General features: G+C 37.3%; 12 protein-coding genes and 1 other RNA gene. 4 read left to right on the top strand and 9 right to left on the bottom strand.

Annotation, left to right across the window (positions count from 1 at the left end; translation table 11 throughout):
• Positions 1-36 precede the first annotated feature (36 nt).
• On the bottom strand, positions 37-2,907 hold the full coding sequence (locus B154_RS0105040; RefSeq protein ID WP_018612238.1) for a DEAD/DEAH box helicase: 2,871 nt from the start codon (positions 2,905-2,907) through the stop codon (positions 37-39).
• A gap of 266 nt (positions 2,908-3,173) precedes the next feature.
• Here B154_RS0105040 and B154_RS0105035 point away from each other — a divergent pair, with 266 nt between their 5' ends.
• Positions 3,174-4,241 carry a sodium:calcium antiporter gene (locus B154_RS0105035; RefSeq protein WP_018612237.1) on the top strand — a complete coding sequence of 356 codons (1,068 nt, stop codon included), beginning with the start codon at positions 3,174-3,176 and terminating at the stop codon, positions 4,239-4,241.
• Between the two features lie 113 nt (positions 4,242-4,354).
• Here B154_RS0105035 and B154_RS32720 read toward each other — a convergent pair whose 3' ends face one another.
• Together B154_RS32720 and B154_RS0105025 are read right to left on the bottom strand one after the other, a co-directional pair.
• Positions 4,355-4,531, bottom strand: a complete 177-nt coding sequence (locus tag B154_RS32720) for a DUF6728 family protein (protein ID WP_018612236.1) — start codon at positions 4,529-4,531, stop codon at positions 4,355-4,357.
• A 91-nt stretch (positions 4,532-4,622) separates the two neighbouring features.
• Positions 4,623-5,108, bottom strand: coding sequence for a DinB family protein (locus B154_RS0105025; protein WP_018612235.1), 486 nt, complete (start codon positions 5,106-5,108; stop codon positions 4,623-4,625).
• Positions 5,109-5,336: 228 nt separating this feature from the next.
• Between B154_RS0105025 and B154_RS0105020 the strand changes: the two genes are divergently transcribed.
• Positions 5,337-6,830: a bifunctional ADP-dependent NAD(P)H-hydrate dehydratase/NAD(P)H-hydrate epimerase gene (locus tag B154_RS0105020; protein ID WP_018612234.1), complete on the top strand. Its 1,494-nt coding sequence runs from the start codon at positions 5,337-5,339 to the stop codon at positions 6,828-6,830.
• Positions 6,831-6,941: 111 nt separating this feature from the next.
• Complete coding sequence (locus B154_RS0105015; RefSeq protein ID WP_018612233.1) at positions 6,942-9,386, top strand: sodium-translocating pyrophosphatase; 2,445 nt, start codon at positions 6,942-6,944, stop codon at positions 9,384-9,386.
• Between the two features lie 273 nt (positions 9,387-9,659).
• Here the strand turns inward: B154_RS0105015 and rnpB are convergent.
• The 5 genes from rnpB to B154_RS0104995 form a co-directional block, all read right to left on the bottom strand.
• An RNA gene (gene rnpB / locus B154_RS30560) (RNase P RNA component class A) lies at positions 9,660-10,023 on the bottom strand.
• Between the two features lie 95 nt (positions 10,024-10,118).
• Positions 10,119-11,144, bottom strand: a complete 1,026-nt coding sequence (locus B154_RS0105010; RefSeq protein ID WP_018612232.1) for a Smr/MutS family protein — start codon at positions 11,142-11,144, stop codon at positions 10,119-10,121.
• A gap of 61 nt (positions 11,145-11,205) precedes the next feature.
• The gene (locus tag B154_RS0105005; RefSeq protein ID WP_018612231.1) at positions 11,206-11,847 is read right to left on the bottom strand and encodes an HD domain-containing protein; all 642 of its coding nucleotides are present in this window, start codon (positions 11,845-11,847) and stop codon (positions 11,206-11,208) included.
• Positions 11,848-13,542 (bottom strand): amino acid permease, encoded by a 1,695-nt coding sequence (locus B154_RS0105000; protein ID WP_018612230.1) that lies wholly within the window; start codon positions 13,540-13,542, stop codon positions 11,848-11,850.
• A gap of 65 nt (positions 13,543-13,607) precedes the next feature.
• Positions 13,608-14,573, bottom strand: a complete 966-nt coding sequence (locus B154_RS0104995; RefSeq protein ID WP_018612229.1) for a polyprenyl synthetase family protein — start codon at positions 14,571-14,573, stop codon at positions 13,608-13,610.
• Positions 14,574-14,933: 360 nt separating this feature from the next.
• On the opposite strand from B154_RS0104995, the gene B154_RS0104990 reads away from it, so the two are divergent.
• The gene (locus B154_RS0104990; RefSeq protein WP_018612228.1) at positions 14,934-15,149 is read left to right on the top strand and encodes a hypothetical protein; all 216 of its coding nucleotides are present in this window, start codon (positions 14,934-14,936) and stop codon (positions 15,147-15,149) included.
• 192 nt (positions 15,150-15,341) lie between these two features.
• Here B154_RS0104990 and B154_RS0104985 read toward each other — a convergent pair whose 3' ends face one another.
• Entirely contained in the window at positions 15,342-15,560 is a 219-nt protein-coding gene (locus B154_RS0104985) for a hypervirulence associated TUDOR domain-containing protein (RefSeq protein WP_018612227.1), read from the bottom strand.
• Positions 15,561-15,626: the final 66 nt, after the last annotated feature.

Raw genomic sequence — 15,626 nt, 5'->3', positions numbered from 1 at the left:
TATTATTATTCATTTATTTCAATACTTCCCCGGTTATTAACTAAATAAGTAGCCTATATCTTCTTCGCTCAGTGTTTTGATAAAGCCATCATCTTCACCAATTAGATCCTCTGCTAATTTTTTCTTTTTCTGTTGAAGCTGAATTATTTTTTCCTCAATAGTGTCTTTACAAATGATTTTGTAAGCAAAAACATTTTTTGTCTGCCCGATTCTGTGGGTTCTATCTATTGCCTGTTGCTCCACTGCAGTATTCCACCACGGATCAAATAGAAAAACATAATCTGCTGCCGTAAGTGTAAGCCCGGTATTGCCGGCTTTAAGGCTTATGAGAAAAAGATTGGTAGAGTCATCTTTATCCTGAAAGGCATTTACCATTTCTACACGTTTAGAAGGTGGGGTCTGCCCATCGAAATGATAATATTTTATTCCCTGCTTGTCGCACTCATTTGCCAGCAGATCGAGCATTGTACTAAATTGAGAAAATACCAACGCTTTATGATGTTTCAAAATATTAGACAATTCGCCCAACAACACTTCTGTTTTTACAGAAACATTACAAGACTGACGCTCATCCTGTGGTAATAATAAAGGAGAGTTACAAACCTGCCTCAGTTTTAGCATACCCTGTAAAACTGCAAACTTACTTTTGCTTAAACCATTGTTTTTTATATCGAGAAAAATGTTGCTGCGTACCTGGTCCTTTATTTCATTGTACAGGTTCTTCTGTTCGTTGTTCATGTTGCACCAAAGTATCATTTCAGTTTTTTCCGGAAGATCTTTAGCCACCTGCTCTTTGGTGCGGCGAAGAATAAAAGGTGCTGTTAACCTTTGCAACGATTTAATTTTGTCTTCATCATGGTTACGGTCTATCGCATCTGCGTACTCACGTTTAAAAAATTCCCGTGTGCCAAACATACCGGGTATTGCAAAATTGAGTTGAGCGTACAAATCAAAAGTATTATTTACCACAGGGGTACCGCTAAGGGCTATTCTTATACTTGCCTGCAGCATGTTTAATACAGTAGTAATCTGTGCCGAGGGATTTTTGATATTATGACTTTCATCAATTACAGCTACTCCGTATTCCCTATTTAATAAGATGCCTGCGTCGGCTCTTATCGTTCCATAACTGGTTATGAGAATCTGGCAATTAATGTTTTGTATGTCATCAATATTGCGGTTGCTACCATGATATACGGTCGAAGAAATGCCGGGAGTAAACTTTTGTAATTCCTGCTGCCAGTTGTATATCAGAGAAGAAGGACAAACAATTATGTTTACTGAAGCTGGATTATTATGAACATAATGAGCGAGGAAACAAATTGTTTGCAACGTTTTTCCCAGACCCATATCATCTGCGAGACAAGCTCCTGCACCTGCCTCGGCAAGAAGAGTGAGCCACTCAAATCCTTTTTGCTGGTAAGATCGAAGGGTTGCTTTTACAGTATCGGGAACGGTATAAATCTTTTCGTCTCCATTTTGCCATTGCTGCCATTTTTGCCACCATTGCTCTTTTATTAAGGGCCTTAAAACTTCTTTCTCTTTATTGTATTGCTGCTCCAGAAGCGCCATTGATTTGGCCACCTCAATTTCATCTTTGTTGATTTTCCCGTGTTTTATAATCGCCGCATACTGCTGCAACCACTCATCGTGCAAAATGCCGAGGCTGGTATCTTTTAGCATGACAGCTCTCTGGCCCGCTAATAACATCTTTTGAAGTTCAGCCAGGCGGATTTCTTCCTTTCCGAAAAACACCGCCATTTTCATTAAAACCTTTCCATTTGCTTCATTTATTATATCGATTGTTGTCTGCACCTTGTGTTGAGAATACCTGAAGTGATTCAACAGATCCATTCCCACAAGTTCAATTCCGGCTTCCAGTAATTGATGATATGTCTTTAAAAACCATTGCTTTTTTTGTGCATCAGCAAACGACACATAGTAATAGCCGTTTCGTTGGTTCGAAAAATTTGGATGAAGTGATACGAGCATTTTCTGAAACTTCTCTTCCACTTCTTTGTCCCTCATTATTGTAATTACCTCTCCATCTGCTTTTATTTCATGAATTTCTTTCCATGGACCTTCCACTACAAATCCGTCGTAAATCCACTGAGGAGTCAGCATTACAAAAGCGTTGTTCAGTTCATTCAGCATTACCCTGTTTACCGGTACAGTTTTAATTTCTTTTTTAATAAAACAATCATTTCGGTCTACTTCGTAATCTGCCTCAAGCCTTGCCAAAAGATTTCTTGCAAATCCTTCAGCATCACTTTTGTATTGCCCGCGATTATATTCAGATAACCATTCTAAAGTCTGGTAATCTTTATAAGAAAGTAAGAAATATTCATTGTTGCTTTCAAGAAGGAAATGGTAGCGATTAAATTCATTCAAACTATACACCGTACCATTTAGTAAAACATTGGTCATCAAAAACAAATAATTATTTGTTTTTTGTACTTCAAAAGTTAATTGTGTTTTGTAGGCGCTAAAAATACAGGGCGAAGTTTTATAGCTTTTTCCACTACCGACAGGTATCTTATGATACCATTTTACGATGCTGCTAAACGGCTTTAGCTTTTCAAACAATTGATAAAAATGCCTCAGCATCGATTTTTTGACTAGCGCCTCACCTTCTTTTTCTACTTTTTGTTTTGCAAAAGGCTGCCTTATTTTTTGGTGAATTGCAACAACAGCATCAGGACTAAACTGAAGAAATAATTCATGAGCAAATGCAGGAAGATTAGAATAATGTTTAGAAAGTTCTTTAGCATTTAAGCTGCTTACCTTATAATTAATATTTAAAGCTGATTTCTCTATATTGATAGACTCGAGTATTCTAAATTTGTTACTCAACTCGTTAGGAGATAACAACATTGCAACCTTGCATTCCACTTTCGCCGCCACCATTCTGTAAATATTTTTTATGGCAAACCTACTGTTTTGACCGGTAAATGCATATTAATTGAACTAAACACAAAATTTAAAAACACAGATTATAGCAATTTTGTGGAAAAAGGGTGAGAACTTTTTAACTTTATTTGAATGGTTTTAAGAAATGTATAATAAATTATTCTTGTTATAAGTTGCAAAAAGCAGATAGTAAAAGAAAGAGAGACTTCATTAGGTAAACATCATTTACTGGTTTTGGTCTGATATTTTGAGAATTAGATTTTATGGATATTTCTTTTCTTCCCTTTCCATTATTACTAGCGGTTTTTGCTGCTGCAGGCATTACTATTTGGTTTGCTGGCATACAGGTGTCAAAAACCACTGACCTACTTTTAAAACATTTTAAATTAGGTGAAGCACTTGGCGGTATGATCCTCCTGGCAATTGTTACAAACCTTCCTGAGGTTGCAATTGTTGTAAGTTCTGCTCTTACTAATAATATCGGCATAGCTGTAGGAAATATTTTGGGAGGTATAGCCATTCAAACTGTGGTTATTGCAGTTTTAGATTTTTGGGGATTGGGGAAAAAGGTGGCGCTGACCAATTCGGTCAATTCTTTAGTGCCGGTTTTGGAAGGTATTTTGGTAATTGCAGTGTTGTCTATGGCCGTAATGGGTCATGAGTTACCGGATTCTTTCATTTTTTTACGCATTTCTCCTGCGGATGTGTTTATTCTTGCTTTTTGGATAATTGGCATCTATCTTATCAATAAAGCCAAAACCGACTTGCCATGGACTTCTAAAGCCAGGTCCTCGACGTTACCACCTGGTAAGGACGAAAAGTCTAATGGCAATAGGAACGGCAATCAATCGAATGATAAAAAAAACATTAAAAAGAATATCATTATTTTTCTTGCTTGCGCTATGGTAACATTAGTTGCCGGCTTTGCAGCAGAACTGAGCAGCGATGCTATTGCAAAACATATTGGAATGCAGGGAGTAATATTTGGAGCAACGATTCTTGCGGCTATAACTTCTTTGCCCGAAATCTCTACCGGGCTTGCAGCTTTAAAAATACAGGATTATGAAATGGCGATCAGTGACATTTTAGGAGGAAACGCTTTTCTTCCGGTACTTTTTTTCGTGGCAACATTAATTACCGGCAAGGCAGTGTTACCAAAAGCTCAAAAAACAGATGTGTATTTAACAGCTTTGGCAATGCTACTCACAACTGTTTACGTTTGTGGAATTGTTTTCCGAAGCAAAAAACAGATTTTTAAAATGGGTATGGATTCATTTATTGTCATACTCTTGTATGTAATTGGTATCCTGGGGCTATTTATAATAAAATAAAAAAGATTAAAGCTTTTTAGTACTGCTTACACCAGTGGCAATAATTATGAAAGAGTTGACCAATAAATAAATATTGAAGAAATCTGCTCAGGAAAGTTTAATAGTAATTCGGATTATTTAAAAAGAGGTATCAATACTAACCTGATAATCATAATAATAAGCGCAATTAAAAAAACCAAAATAGAGATGCGGTTCATGCCATGCATGTATTTCATCCATTGCGTGCGGGTGTCATTAGGATCTCGTTTTTTTATGTATAAATATTCTGCTATTTGTCTCCAAACTCCCATAATGATTTTTCCTTTACACAAAGTTACTAACAGCCAGGCAAAATATTAAAAAATTGATAGGCTTGACAACGCATAAATATTTAATCAAGTGTTATTTCCAATCGTTTAATAATCTTCTTACGATGATAATTTGCCCCAGGTGATAACTGGTATGGTCGGCAATCAGCAGTGCTTCACGCAAAAGATTTTGTCCGCTACCATGAGGAAACGGAGTGTACAAATCCGCTCCCGGTGCATTTAATAATTCAACAAACTCCTCGCGATCCTTTTTTATTTGCTCCAATGTATTTTTCCATTCCTTTTCATCTGCAGGCGCCTCTTCCTTCGGCCAATAACCTGTAGGCCATTCCGGAGACTGGTATTTAGGATCTCTTGAAAACTCAAGTATATCCCATTGGGAAATGCGAATATGTTCTACAAGCTGCCAGATACTATAAGGAAGATTGTCAGGCTTTTTGCTAACGTTTTCAAAAGACATATTAGTAGCATCTTCGAGGGTGACATGCGCATTGCCTCCCGTAAGTAGTTCTGTAAGTTGCTGTATAATTGACTTAGCAGATTGTCCTGTTTGGCTCATATAATTCAGTTTACAAGTTTGAGATAATGATATTTTTTCTTAAGCAAAAAGTATGAAAATAAATTTAAAATGTTACCAAAGAAAATCGGTAGTGCCTACTTAAGTATAATTAATCCTCTTTGTGTTTTTTCAATTATAATTATATCTCAGAGAAATAAAGTACTAATCTAAATATTTCTTCTATATTAAAAAAGCATGGGTAGTATATTTGATCAAGGTTAATGACATATGAAAATATTATCTGCAGAACAAATACATAAATGGGATGAGTTTACGATATTAAATGAACCAGTCAGTTCTCTGGATTTAATGGAAAGAGCAGCCGCAAAATGTACTGCATGGATAGAAGAAAGATATATGAGCAAACCGGTAAAAATCTTTTGCGGAAAAGGAAATAATGGAGGCGATGGTCTGGCAATTGCGCGTCAACTTTCAGCTGAAAATATTCTTTGTGATGTGTATATAATGGAAACAGGTTCATTAGGAACTGATGATTTCCGGGCAAATCTGCATCGCCTTCACTCCTCGCCTGCCAGGATTCACTTTGTTCAGAATCCTGATTTTTTTCCTGAAATTAGTCCGAATGACCTGGTCATAGATGCCTTATTTGGCTCAGGTTTAAATCGCCCGCTTGAGGGATTAGCAGCAACTTTGGTTCAACATATAAATACTTCCGCTGCAACCGTTATTGCCATTGATCTGCCAAGCGGTATGTTTTGCGATAAGGCGACCAGTACAGGCGCTGTAATTAAAGCAGATTTTACACTTACTTTTCAAACTGTAAAACTATGCTTCCTCTTTCCTGAAAACGAGCCCTTTTTTGGAGACGTACATGTTTTAGATATTGGTTTACATCCTGATTATTTAACAACAATTAATTCAGTTTATAATCTTGTAGAATTAGAATTAATAAAAAAAATTTACAGGCCAAGAAAGAAATTTTCTCATAAAGGCACTTACGGACATGCGCTGATTATTGCAGGAGAAAAAGGCAAAATGGGCGCTGCTGTAATGTGCTCAAAGGCATGCTTGCGAGCAGGTGCCGGACTGGTGAGCGCAATGATACCTGAAGAACACTTTACTATTATTCAAACAGCCGTGCCGGAAGCAATGGCTATGGCACATACGGATATAGAAACACTTGAATGGACTAAATATACAACCATAGGTATAGGCCCGGGTATTGGAACAAAAAAGGAAGGAGGCGCACTTTTTCAGAATGTGTTATCGCATTTTAATAATGCATTAGTAATAGATGCAGATGCTTTAAATATTCTTTCCGTAAACCAGGAATTACTGGGCGAGTTGCCGCCAGGCAGTATTCTTAGCCCTCATCCCAAGGAATTTGAAAGACTATTTGGCAAGACGAAAGACCAGTTGGAAAAAATACAGGTTGCCCGATCTCATGCTCAAAAGTTTTTTATATACATAATATTAAAAGGACATAATAGTGTACTTGCTTGTCCTGATGGTGAAGTTTATTTTAATGGTACTGGCAATCCAGGAATGGCGACTGGGGGAAGTGGCGATGTTCTTACAGGCATTCTTACAGGTTTACTTGCCCAGCGCTATTCTTCAAAAGAAACTTGCCTCATGGGAATGTTTCTTCATGGCCTCGCAGCGGATATTGCAGTAAAAACCATATCGCAGGAAGCAATGATTGCCGGAGATATTATTGACAATTTAGGTAACGCTTTTCTTACTGTAAGTTCTTCACTATAAATACCTTTTTTTATAAAACTCTGAAAAAAATAATGATTGTATTAATAAAGTGTTAATATAGCTGTTTTATACTATTTTTGAAACCTTCTAAAAACAAAAGAAACGATTGATATGGACAAATTGATCTACGCCGTCCCTGCCATGGGCATTATCGGACTTCTCTACACATTTATTAAGTTTAACTGGGTTTCAAAACAAGATCCTGGCACTCCCAGAATGAAAGAAATTGCCCATTATATCCAGGAAGGTGCAATGGCATTTTTAAGAGCTGAGTATAAAATCCTTGCTTATTTCGGAATTATAGTTGCTATACTTCTTGGCTTCATGGGAAGCAGAAATCCTGATTCTCATTGGTCTATAGCAATAGCTTTCATTCTTGGTGCCTTCTTTAGTGTAATGGCGGGCTATATAGGTATGCGTATTGCTACAAAAGCAAATGTTCGCACCGCGCAGGCGGCTCGTACTTCTCTCTCAAAAGCCTTAAATGTTTCTTTTACAGGAGGTGCAGTAATGGGAATGGGCGTCGCGGGACTTGCAGTTTTAGGTTTAGGGGGATTGTTTATTATACTTATTAAAATTTTTGCTCCCGGTGCTTTGTCTACATCAACTGATGTAACACGTGCTATTGAAGTTTTAACGGGCTTTTCTTTAGGAGCAGAAAGTATTGCATTGTTTGCACGTGTGGGCGGAGGTATTTATACCAAGGCCGCCGATGTGGGCGCAGATCTTGTAGGTAAAGTAGAAGCTGGAATTCCTGAAGATGATCCACGAAATCCTGCCACTATTGCTGATAACGTAGGGGATAATGTAGGTGATGTTGCCGGTATGGGAGCTGACCTTTTCGGATCTTATGTTGCTACAGTGTTGGCAACTATTGTTCTCGGTCACGAAGTGACTACCAATACCGGAGAAGCTCTTGCAGATGGATATTCTGGTTTTTCACCTATTTTATTACCAATGCTTATAGCTGGTGTGGGAATCTTGTTTTCCATTTTAGCAACTTTTTTTGTTCGTATTTCTGATAAAGCTGGTTTACATACTGCGGTTGTGCAAAAAGCTTTAAACATGGGTAACTGGGGGTCAATTGTTTTAACAGCCATTGCTTCTTATTTTTTGGTTAACTGGATATTGCCTGAAGGTGATATGTATCTAAGTAGAGATATCAGGCCAACAGGCGAAGAACTACAAAGCATCGCGCATTTTACAAAATATGGGGTGATGGGATCAATTGTCGTAGGATTGGTAGTGGGAACTTTAATGAGTATTATTACTGAATATTATACCGCAATGCATAAAGGCCCTGTAAAAAGTATTATCCGGCAGTCGGGAACAGGTCATGCCACTAACGTAATAGGTGGTCTGGCTGTGGGTATGGAAAGTACTTTTTTACCGATACTTGTTTTAGCTGCAGGTATTTTTGGAAGTTACCATTTTGCCGGTTTATACGGGGTTGCTATTGCTGCAGCCGGTATGATGGCAACCACTGCCATGCAGCTGGCGATCGACGCTTTCGGACCTATTGCCGATAATGCAGGAGGCATTGCAGAAATGAGTGAATTACCCAAAGAAGTACGTGAAAAGACAGATATACTTGATGCGGTAGGTAATACCACAGCTGCCACTGGTAAAGGTTTTGCCATTGCTTCTGCTGCATTAACAGCGTTGGCTTTGTTTGCTGCATTTGTGGGTATTGCAGGTATCAGGGGAATTGATATTTACAAAGCAGATGTATTAGCATGTTTATTTGTAGGGGGAATGATTCCGTTCTTATTTTCATCGTTGGCTATAAGGGCTGTAGGTGAAGCCGCTATGGCAATGGTTGAAGAAGTACGCCGGCAATTCAGAACAATACCGGGTATAATGGAAGGAACCGGCAAGCCGGAATACGACAAATGTGTGGCTATATCTACTGAGGCATCTATAAAGAAGATGATGTTGCCAGGAGGTATTGCAATAGTTTCTCCCTTGATTATTGGTTTTGCTTTTGGTCCTGAGGCCTTAGGTGGTTTTCTTGCCGGTGCAACAGTAAGTGGTGTTCTTATGGGAATATTTCAAAACAATGCAGGTGGAGCATGGGATAATGCCAAAAAAAGTTTTGAAAAAGGTGTTGATATCAACGGTACAATGTACTATAAGAAATCAGAGCCTCATAAAGCTTCTGTCACCGGTGACACAGTCGGTGATCCTTTTAAAGATACTTCGGGCCCATCTATGAACATTCTTATTAAATTGATGTCTATAGTATCGTTGGTAATAGCTCCTACCCTTGCAAACGTTTATCATACAAAAGATAACGTCCGCAACCATACAAGTATTATTAAAGAAAAAACAATAAATATTTCTGCAAATGCAGAATTGGCTAAAGCCGTAAATATCTCAGAAAATAATAGTACCAAAAACTCAGATGCATTGTTAGCTGCTCTAAAAATAGATGGCGTGACATCAGCAAAAAATGTATCTATTGAACTTATAAATGGTAAATTAATCATTAACGGCAAAGAACAAAGTGAAGACATTCTCAAAAGATATGAAATGTTTTTGGGTGAAAAAAAGTGAAAATGCAATTTTCAGAAGATGTAAATGAAAAGGAAGCAAAGTAAATTATGAAACAAAAAAACTCCAGTACCCTTGTACTGGAGCTTTTTTGTTCCTTTTAGTCATGAATGAACAGCTATTTCTTTGTACTATTGTTTTTTACAACTGTAGTTAGTTGCACTTCGAAAAGAGACAAAAACACCGAATACCGATAGGAAAAACAAACATAATTATTAAAAGAAAGGAAAAAGTAAGATAAAAAATCCTGCCGGTTTATACAAACGGCAGGAATAAAAAAACTACCAACTCATAAGCCGGATTCTGTTCGAGGCTATCATTTATCTGCGATGGTCATTACTGAACACCTGTTTCTGCCTACCCTGGATGGTATCCCCGAAAGGAACTTGAACGAGCCGTTCTCAACCAATCCTATACATGGCATTTCAGCATCTAAGGTTTACCCGCACCGGTAATCACTTAACGGCACTGTAGGCTCTTACCCCACATTTTCACCTTTTCCCCGTCATTGCCGGGGTAGTTATTTTCTGTGGCACTGTCTCTTACTCCTTTTAGAGTAGCCGGCTATTCACCGGTAGATTGCCCTATGCTGTCCAGACTTTCCTCCCTTGTTTACAAAGGCGATAGCACGGTTGGTAGTAGTAAGTTTGCTTTGAGGCTTTACAATTTTACGGAAAGCGAATTTAGTCGCCCGGTCCTCATGCTGTTTAAAATTTACCCAATTTACATTGCTGGCTAATATTGAAAAAATATTTCCGTAGCCCCATAACCAAAACGAGGATCGTATTGATTTATAAAATATTTTACTTCTTTTTTAGTTTTAAGAATTTCGTGTATTTCTTCTTTTAACCTGCCTTTACCTATTCCATGTATAACGACAAAATCTGGTAAGCGGTGAGCGACTGCTAAATAATACCATTTTTCAAATTCTTTTAGTTGAAGGTTTATTATTTCAAAATTGCTAAGCCCCTTCCAATTGTCGGTAATCTTTTCAATATGAAGATCAACTATACTTCTCGCCGGCTCCAGGTGTTGCCTTGCTTTGCCTGCATCGTACACTTTATACCCTGCAGATGTTAGTTTCGATAAATCCAATAAATCGTCTTCATAAGGCTTGTCAGGATACTTCTCTATTAACCGGTGATTAATAGAAGGAAGGTTTTTTTCCTTCAGTTCCTCTATCTTTTGAAACATTTGTTTAGGCTTTATCTTAAAATGAGCTTCGCAAAAGTCTGCCTTATGTTTATCGGGTTGCAGCAACCTGAATTCAAAATCGAAAGAAGGACTATCATTCAGGTTTTCAAATGCGACATCATGCAGGTAAAAATCCTTAAACGATGCAAGGTCACTGGTAATTTCAAAATCTGTACGGCCAAAAAAATTAAGTTTATATGTAAACTCATAAGCCAAATCTGTGCGGTTTATTAAGTACACTTTAAACCTGTCCACGACGTCGTCACCAAAAACGTCAGTTTCAAATTTCGGAAATAAAGTTAACCAAATACCATCAGCTACCTTAACTTCATCTCTTCGTTTTTCCTTGGCGACCTGGTCTACATATACCTTGGGTTTTGGTTTATCTGCGACTAACTTATTTTGAGTAAAACGTTTGAAATAAGGAAAATCTATCTGATCCATGTAGGCAGGAAATTTCACTCCCTTTACCTCAATTATCACCATTTTGTCATTCACTATTTCAATTACTTTTCCTTCGTCATTGCTGTGAACAACTATAATATCGTCTCCAACCTGGTACTTCATCTATAGCTAAAATTAATGGGCAAAGGTACGAATAAGAAAAACTGCATGAATGTTTATTGCTTTACAAAAGGGCTAGTTCCCTGTTAATGTTTTCGCGAGCCTTTTGTTCCATTTCTTCCCTAAATTCATTTGTGCAAAAAATATTGCTGGCTTCTAATATTTTTTGCAACGCGAGCCTACGCCCTTCTTTATACACAGCATCGGGGTATTTTGCATATTCCTCCCTGATTTTTTCACTATACAGCTTATACATATCTTCATCAACCCCTAAAATAGCCATATCAAAATCGAGAAAAAAAGAAAGGTCTTTTTGTAAAATTACTCCGTCGGGCATTATGTGGTCTTTTGTGGCCTTTATGAAAGTTTTTACATTTTCTATAAGTGCGCCGCTTACGTTTAACTGCCTCAAATGCGCTTCTGCAAAAGCTGCACTTTGCTCTTCATTATCTTCACTGTAAGTATCATATACCACATCGTGATACATTATTGCAAAGCCTATAACAGCAGGATTTGTAATCTTACCGATATAATTATCTAAAAAAGTATAGAGGTGTGCTATATGATTTAATGTATGATAATGCCTGTGCTGTCCCGAATAGCGATAGACAATTTCCTCCCACATCTGCTCTTTTAAGTCCTCTTTTTTTGAAAAAGATGTCAATTTCTTCCATTTCTCTTTCACATATTCTACACTATTTTCCATTTATTCTGTATTTAAAGCCAGCTTACTTTTACGATAACCATAAGTGAAATAAACTATCAAACCAACGGCTAACCAAATTAAAAAACGCATCCAGTTCGTATGACTTTCCTGCGCCATTAAATAAAAACAACTAATCAAGCCAAGAACCGGTATTAATGAAAATGAATTTTTAAACGAAAATATGCTAACAATTGCAGCCACAATCCAAAAAAGAAGCATAGGAAAACCTTCTTTTGATAAAATATTACTAAAGTGCGATGGGACTGAATAAGCAACAATAGCGACGGCTACAATAAACATAAACGGCACTATGTATTTACCATTTATAAAAGGTACTTTAAATCGTGATGCTGGTTTGTTGGCTTGCTTTTGCAATACCAGGACTCCTCCGCAAACCAATACAAAGGCAAACAATGTACCGATACTCGTAAGGGCAAGTACTACATCGAGATTTAAAAATAAGGCGGGAATAGCAACCAGGCAACCTGTAAGAATAGTAGAAAAAGATGGTGTTTTATAGACAGGATGAAGTTTAGAAAATATTTTAGGTAATAGTCCGTCGCGGCTCATACTCATCCAAATGCGGGGTTGGCCCAGCTGAAATACAAGCAATACGCTTGCGGTTGCTATTATGGCACTTACTGCTACAATTCCGGAGATCCATTTCATACCTCTTGCTTCAAAAATCAGTGCAAGCGGATCTCCCACATTTAATTTTGTGTAATGTACCATACCTGTTAATACCAATGCAAGCAACACATAGAGTATAGTACAGATTATTAAAGAATAAATCATGCCCCGAGGTAAATCGCGTTGAGCATCTTTACACTCTTCAGCAGTTGTGGAAATAGCGTCAAAGCCGATGTACGCAAAAAAAACAGCAGATACGCCTTTTAAAATACCCGATACGCCATTGGGGGTAAAAGGAGACCAGTTTTCTGGCTGAATATAATATGCACCTAAAACAATGACAAGAAAAATTACTGCAAGCTTGATCATCACCATAATGTTGCTCGCCGTGCGCGATTCCTGGATGCCGATAAAAACAATGTAAGTAATAAATGCTACTATCAATAACGCTGGTAAATCCATGATTAGATGAATACCAAAAAGTTGAGGGGCATGCACCCAGGCATCGTATTTATAAGTAATGCCAGGATCTATTGAAGCAATATTTTGCCCCTTTGCGACGAGCTCATTAACTTCCCCAAAGCCATGATGGGCAGTAAAATAATCCATTGTAAGCCACCCGGGAATATGTAATCCTGCTTTATCAAGTAGCCCGGTAAAGTAATCACTCCACGAAATAGCAACGGCAATATTTCCAATAGCGTATTCCATTAATAGATCCCATCCGATTATCCAGGCAAATATTTCGCCGAAGGCTACGTAAGAATAAGTATAAGCACTTCCCGAAACAGGTACTGTAGAAGCGAACTCAGCATAACACAAAGCTGCGAAACCACATGCTATGGCAGTAAAAATGTACAAGAAAATAACACCCGGACCTCCATCGTAACATGCTTTGCCAATACTGCTAAAAATACCCGCGCCAATAACCGCTGCAATACCCATGAAAGTCAGATCTCTTACGCCCAAAACTTTATTTAAAACGCCATGCCCATCATGTAGACCTGCCTCGGCATCTGCCAATATCTTGTCAATTGATTTTTTGCGCAGCAAGGGATGAGACATTAATACTAAGTTTTTTGATAATTTTTTAGAATTCAGTTATTTTTTGTTCTTTATCAGAAAAGAGGTTAATACTCCCGCTGCACCAAAAATGAGGCAAGTTGCTGTAGAGGTTTTTTGCGGACAGATAGTACTGCTATGTCTTCAAGATGTTGAAATGCTTCTGTTACATATTTTTCTTTCAGGCTTCTTGCCCATTCATCAACACCGCAACTTTTATAAATTGAAAGCACTTTTTTCACTTTATCTTCCGGATTAATTGCCATTATATTTTGCAATTCTTCTTTTTGTTCATTTGTCGCTACCTCTAATGCATGTATCATTAAAAAAGTTTTTTTGTTGGCGACAATATCTCCGCCAACCTGCTTTCCAAACTTTTCAGGATCTCCAAAGGCGTCCAGGTAATCGTCTTGCAGTTGGAAAGCGATGCCAAGGTTAAGACCAAATTCGTACAGGTGTTTTCCATTGCCCTCTCCTGCCCCGCCTAAAATTGCGCCTAGTTGTAGACTGGCGCCCATTAATACAGAGGTTTTTAAACCAATCATATGTATATACTCATCAAGCGCAACTGTTTTTTTCTTTTCAAAATCCATATCAAGCTGCTGGCCTTCACACACTTGCCTTGCAGTTTTATTAAAAAGGCCAAGAACTTTATTTATATAACTAGTCTTTATTTTATTAATGTATTCGTAAGCCTGTATAACCATCACATCACCACTTAATAAAGCCGTACTCTCGTTAAATTTTTTATGAACAGTTTGCATTCCCCTTCTTAGCGGCGCGTTGTCCATAATGTCATCGTGAATCAAAGTAAAGTTGTGAAAAAGTTCTATGGCTGTGGCAATTTCAAAAGCCTCAGGAGTTATTGCATCAAACAATTCGTTGCCCATCAGGCACATAACAGGTCTTATCCGTTTTCCTCCCAATCCTAAAAAATATTCACAAGGATCATACAAAGATGCAGGCACTTCAGGAAAATGACGAACATTGAAAAAAGCACTAAACTGGTTGGTTAACTCCTCAAACGAATGCATTAATATAATATTCTGTGAGGGCAAATATAGCGGCAAAAAATAGTTTAGCTTTATTCATAACACAAATAGCTTCTTTTTTATTTTTTGCAATTATGTAAAATAATCATCAGAATAATTTTCTTACATGTAAAACTACTAAGAACTTTTTTGTTACTGGCTTTACAACTTCAGTCATCATCGTTGTGTCACTCACTTGTACTGCAAATTCTTAATTCAACTCTTGCCATGAGGTCTATGGGTCATCGTTCTACATAAATATATAGCTGTTGAAGTTAAACTACCGTAAACTATGCTAATCTTTTTAACTAAATTCATAATTTTGTCTGGCAGTAAGTTTGCTGTTAACAGACAAAAGTAAAAATGAGAAACGGAGAAAAACTATTAATCGGAGTTACTTCAGTACTTGCCATAGGTTTAACTATATATTTAATTAGCAAAACGAAAAAAGACAGAATGTGGGAAAGACTGGATAAAATTGCAGAGGAAGGGTACGAAACAGCAGGAGACATACTCTATCCACTCAAAGGCTCATGGACAAAAAGGTATCGCACCTCAAATGATTACAGCGACAATTAAAAATGTGCTGCAAATGCAAAAGAATTTGAGACAGTCTCTTATTTACGTAACTGTTGTAAACAGTATGTTATAAACATTAATTAAATAATTACAGATATTACTATAAAAAATTGAAACTCTTCAATTGTATAATTTCTTAGATTTCATAATAAAGACCTGCATTATTTTAATTGGAAAAGATTATTAATTCATTTAATCATCTTTTCCGCCCTTTTTAAGTTCACTTTCAGATTTAACTACCTCAGTCCCGTTTTGCTGCTCAATTACATATGCCGGCTCTTCTTTGCTTGCCTTTCTTTTAACCTCTGTGCCTTTTAGCTTTTTCACAATTGTTTTTTCAGATTTCTGTTTTATTGTCCCTTCTGCCTGTGATTTACCCCAGTTCCAATGTACTTTGTCACCTTTTTTCATAACTTATTTTTTTCATTCAACAACTTCGACATAAAATTGTTCCACAATAAATGAATTTTAGAGGTA

This window comes from Segetibacter koreensis DSM 18137 (assembly GCF_000374045.1).
GTDB classification, from domain to species: domain Bacteria; phylum Bacteroidota; class Bacteroidia; order Chitinophagales; family Chitinophagaceae; genus Segetibacter; species Segetibacter koreensis.
This window is presented reverse-complemented; position numbering and strand designations above follow the sequence as displayed.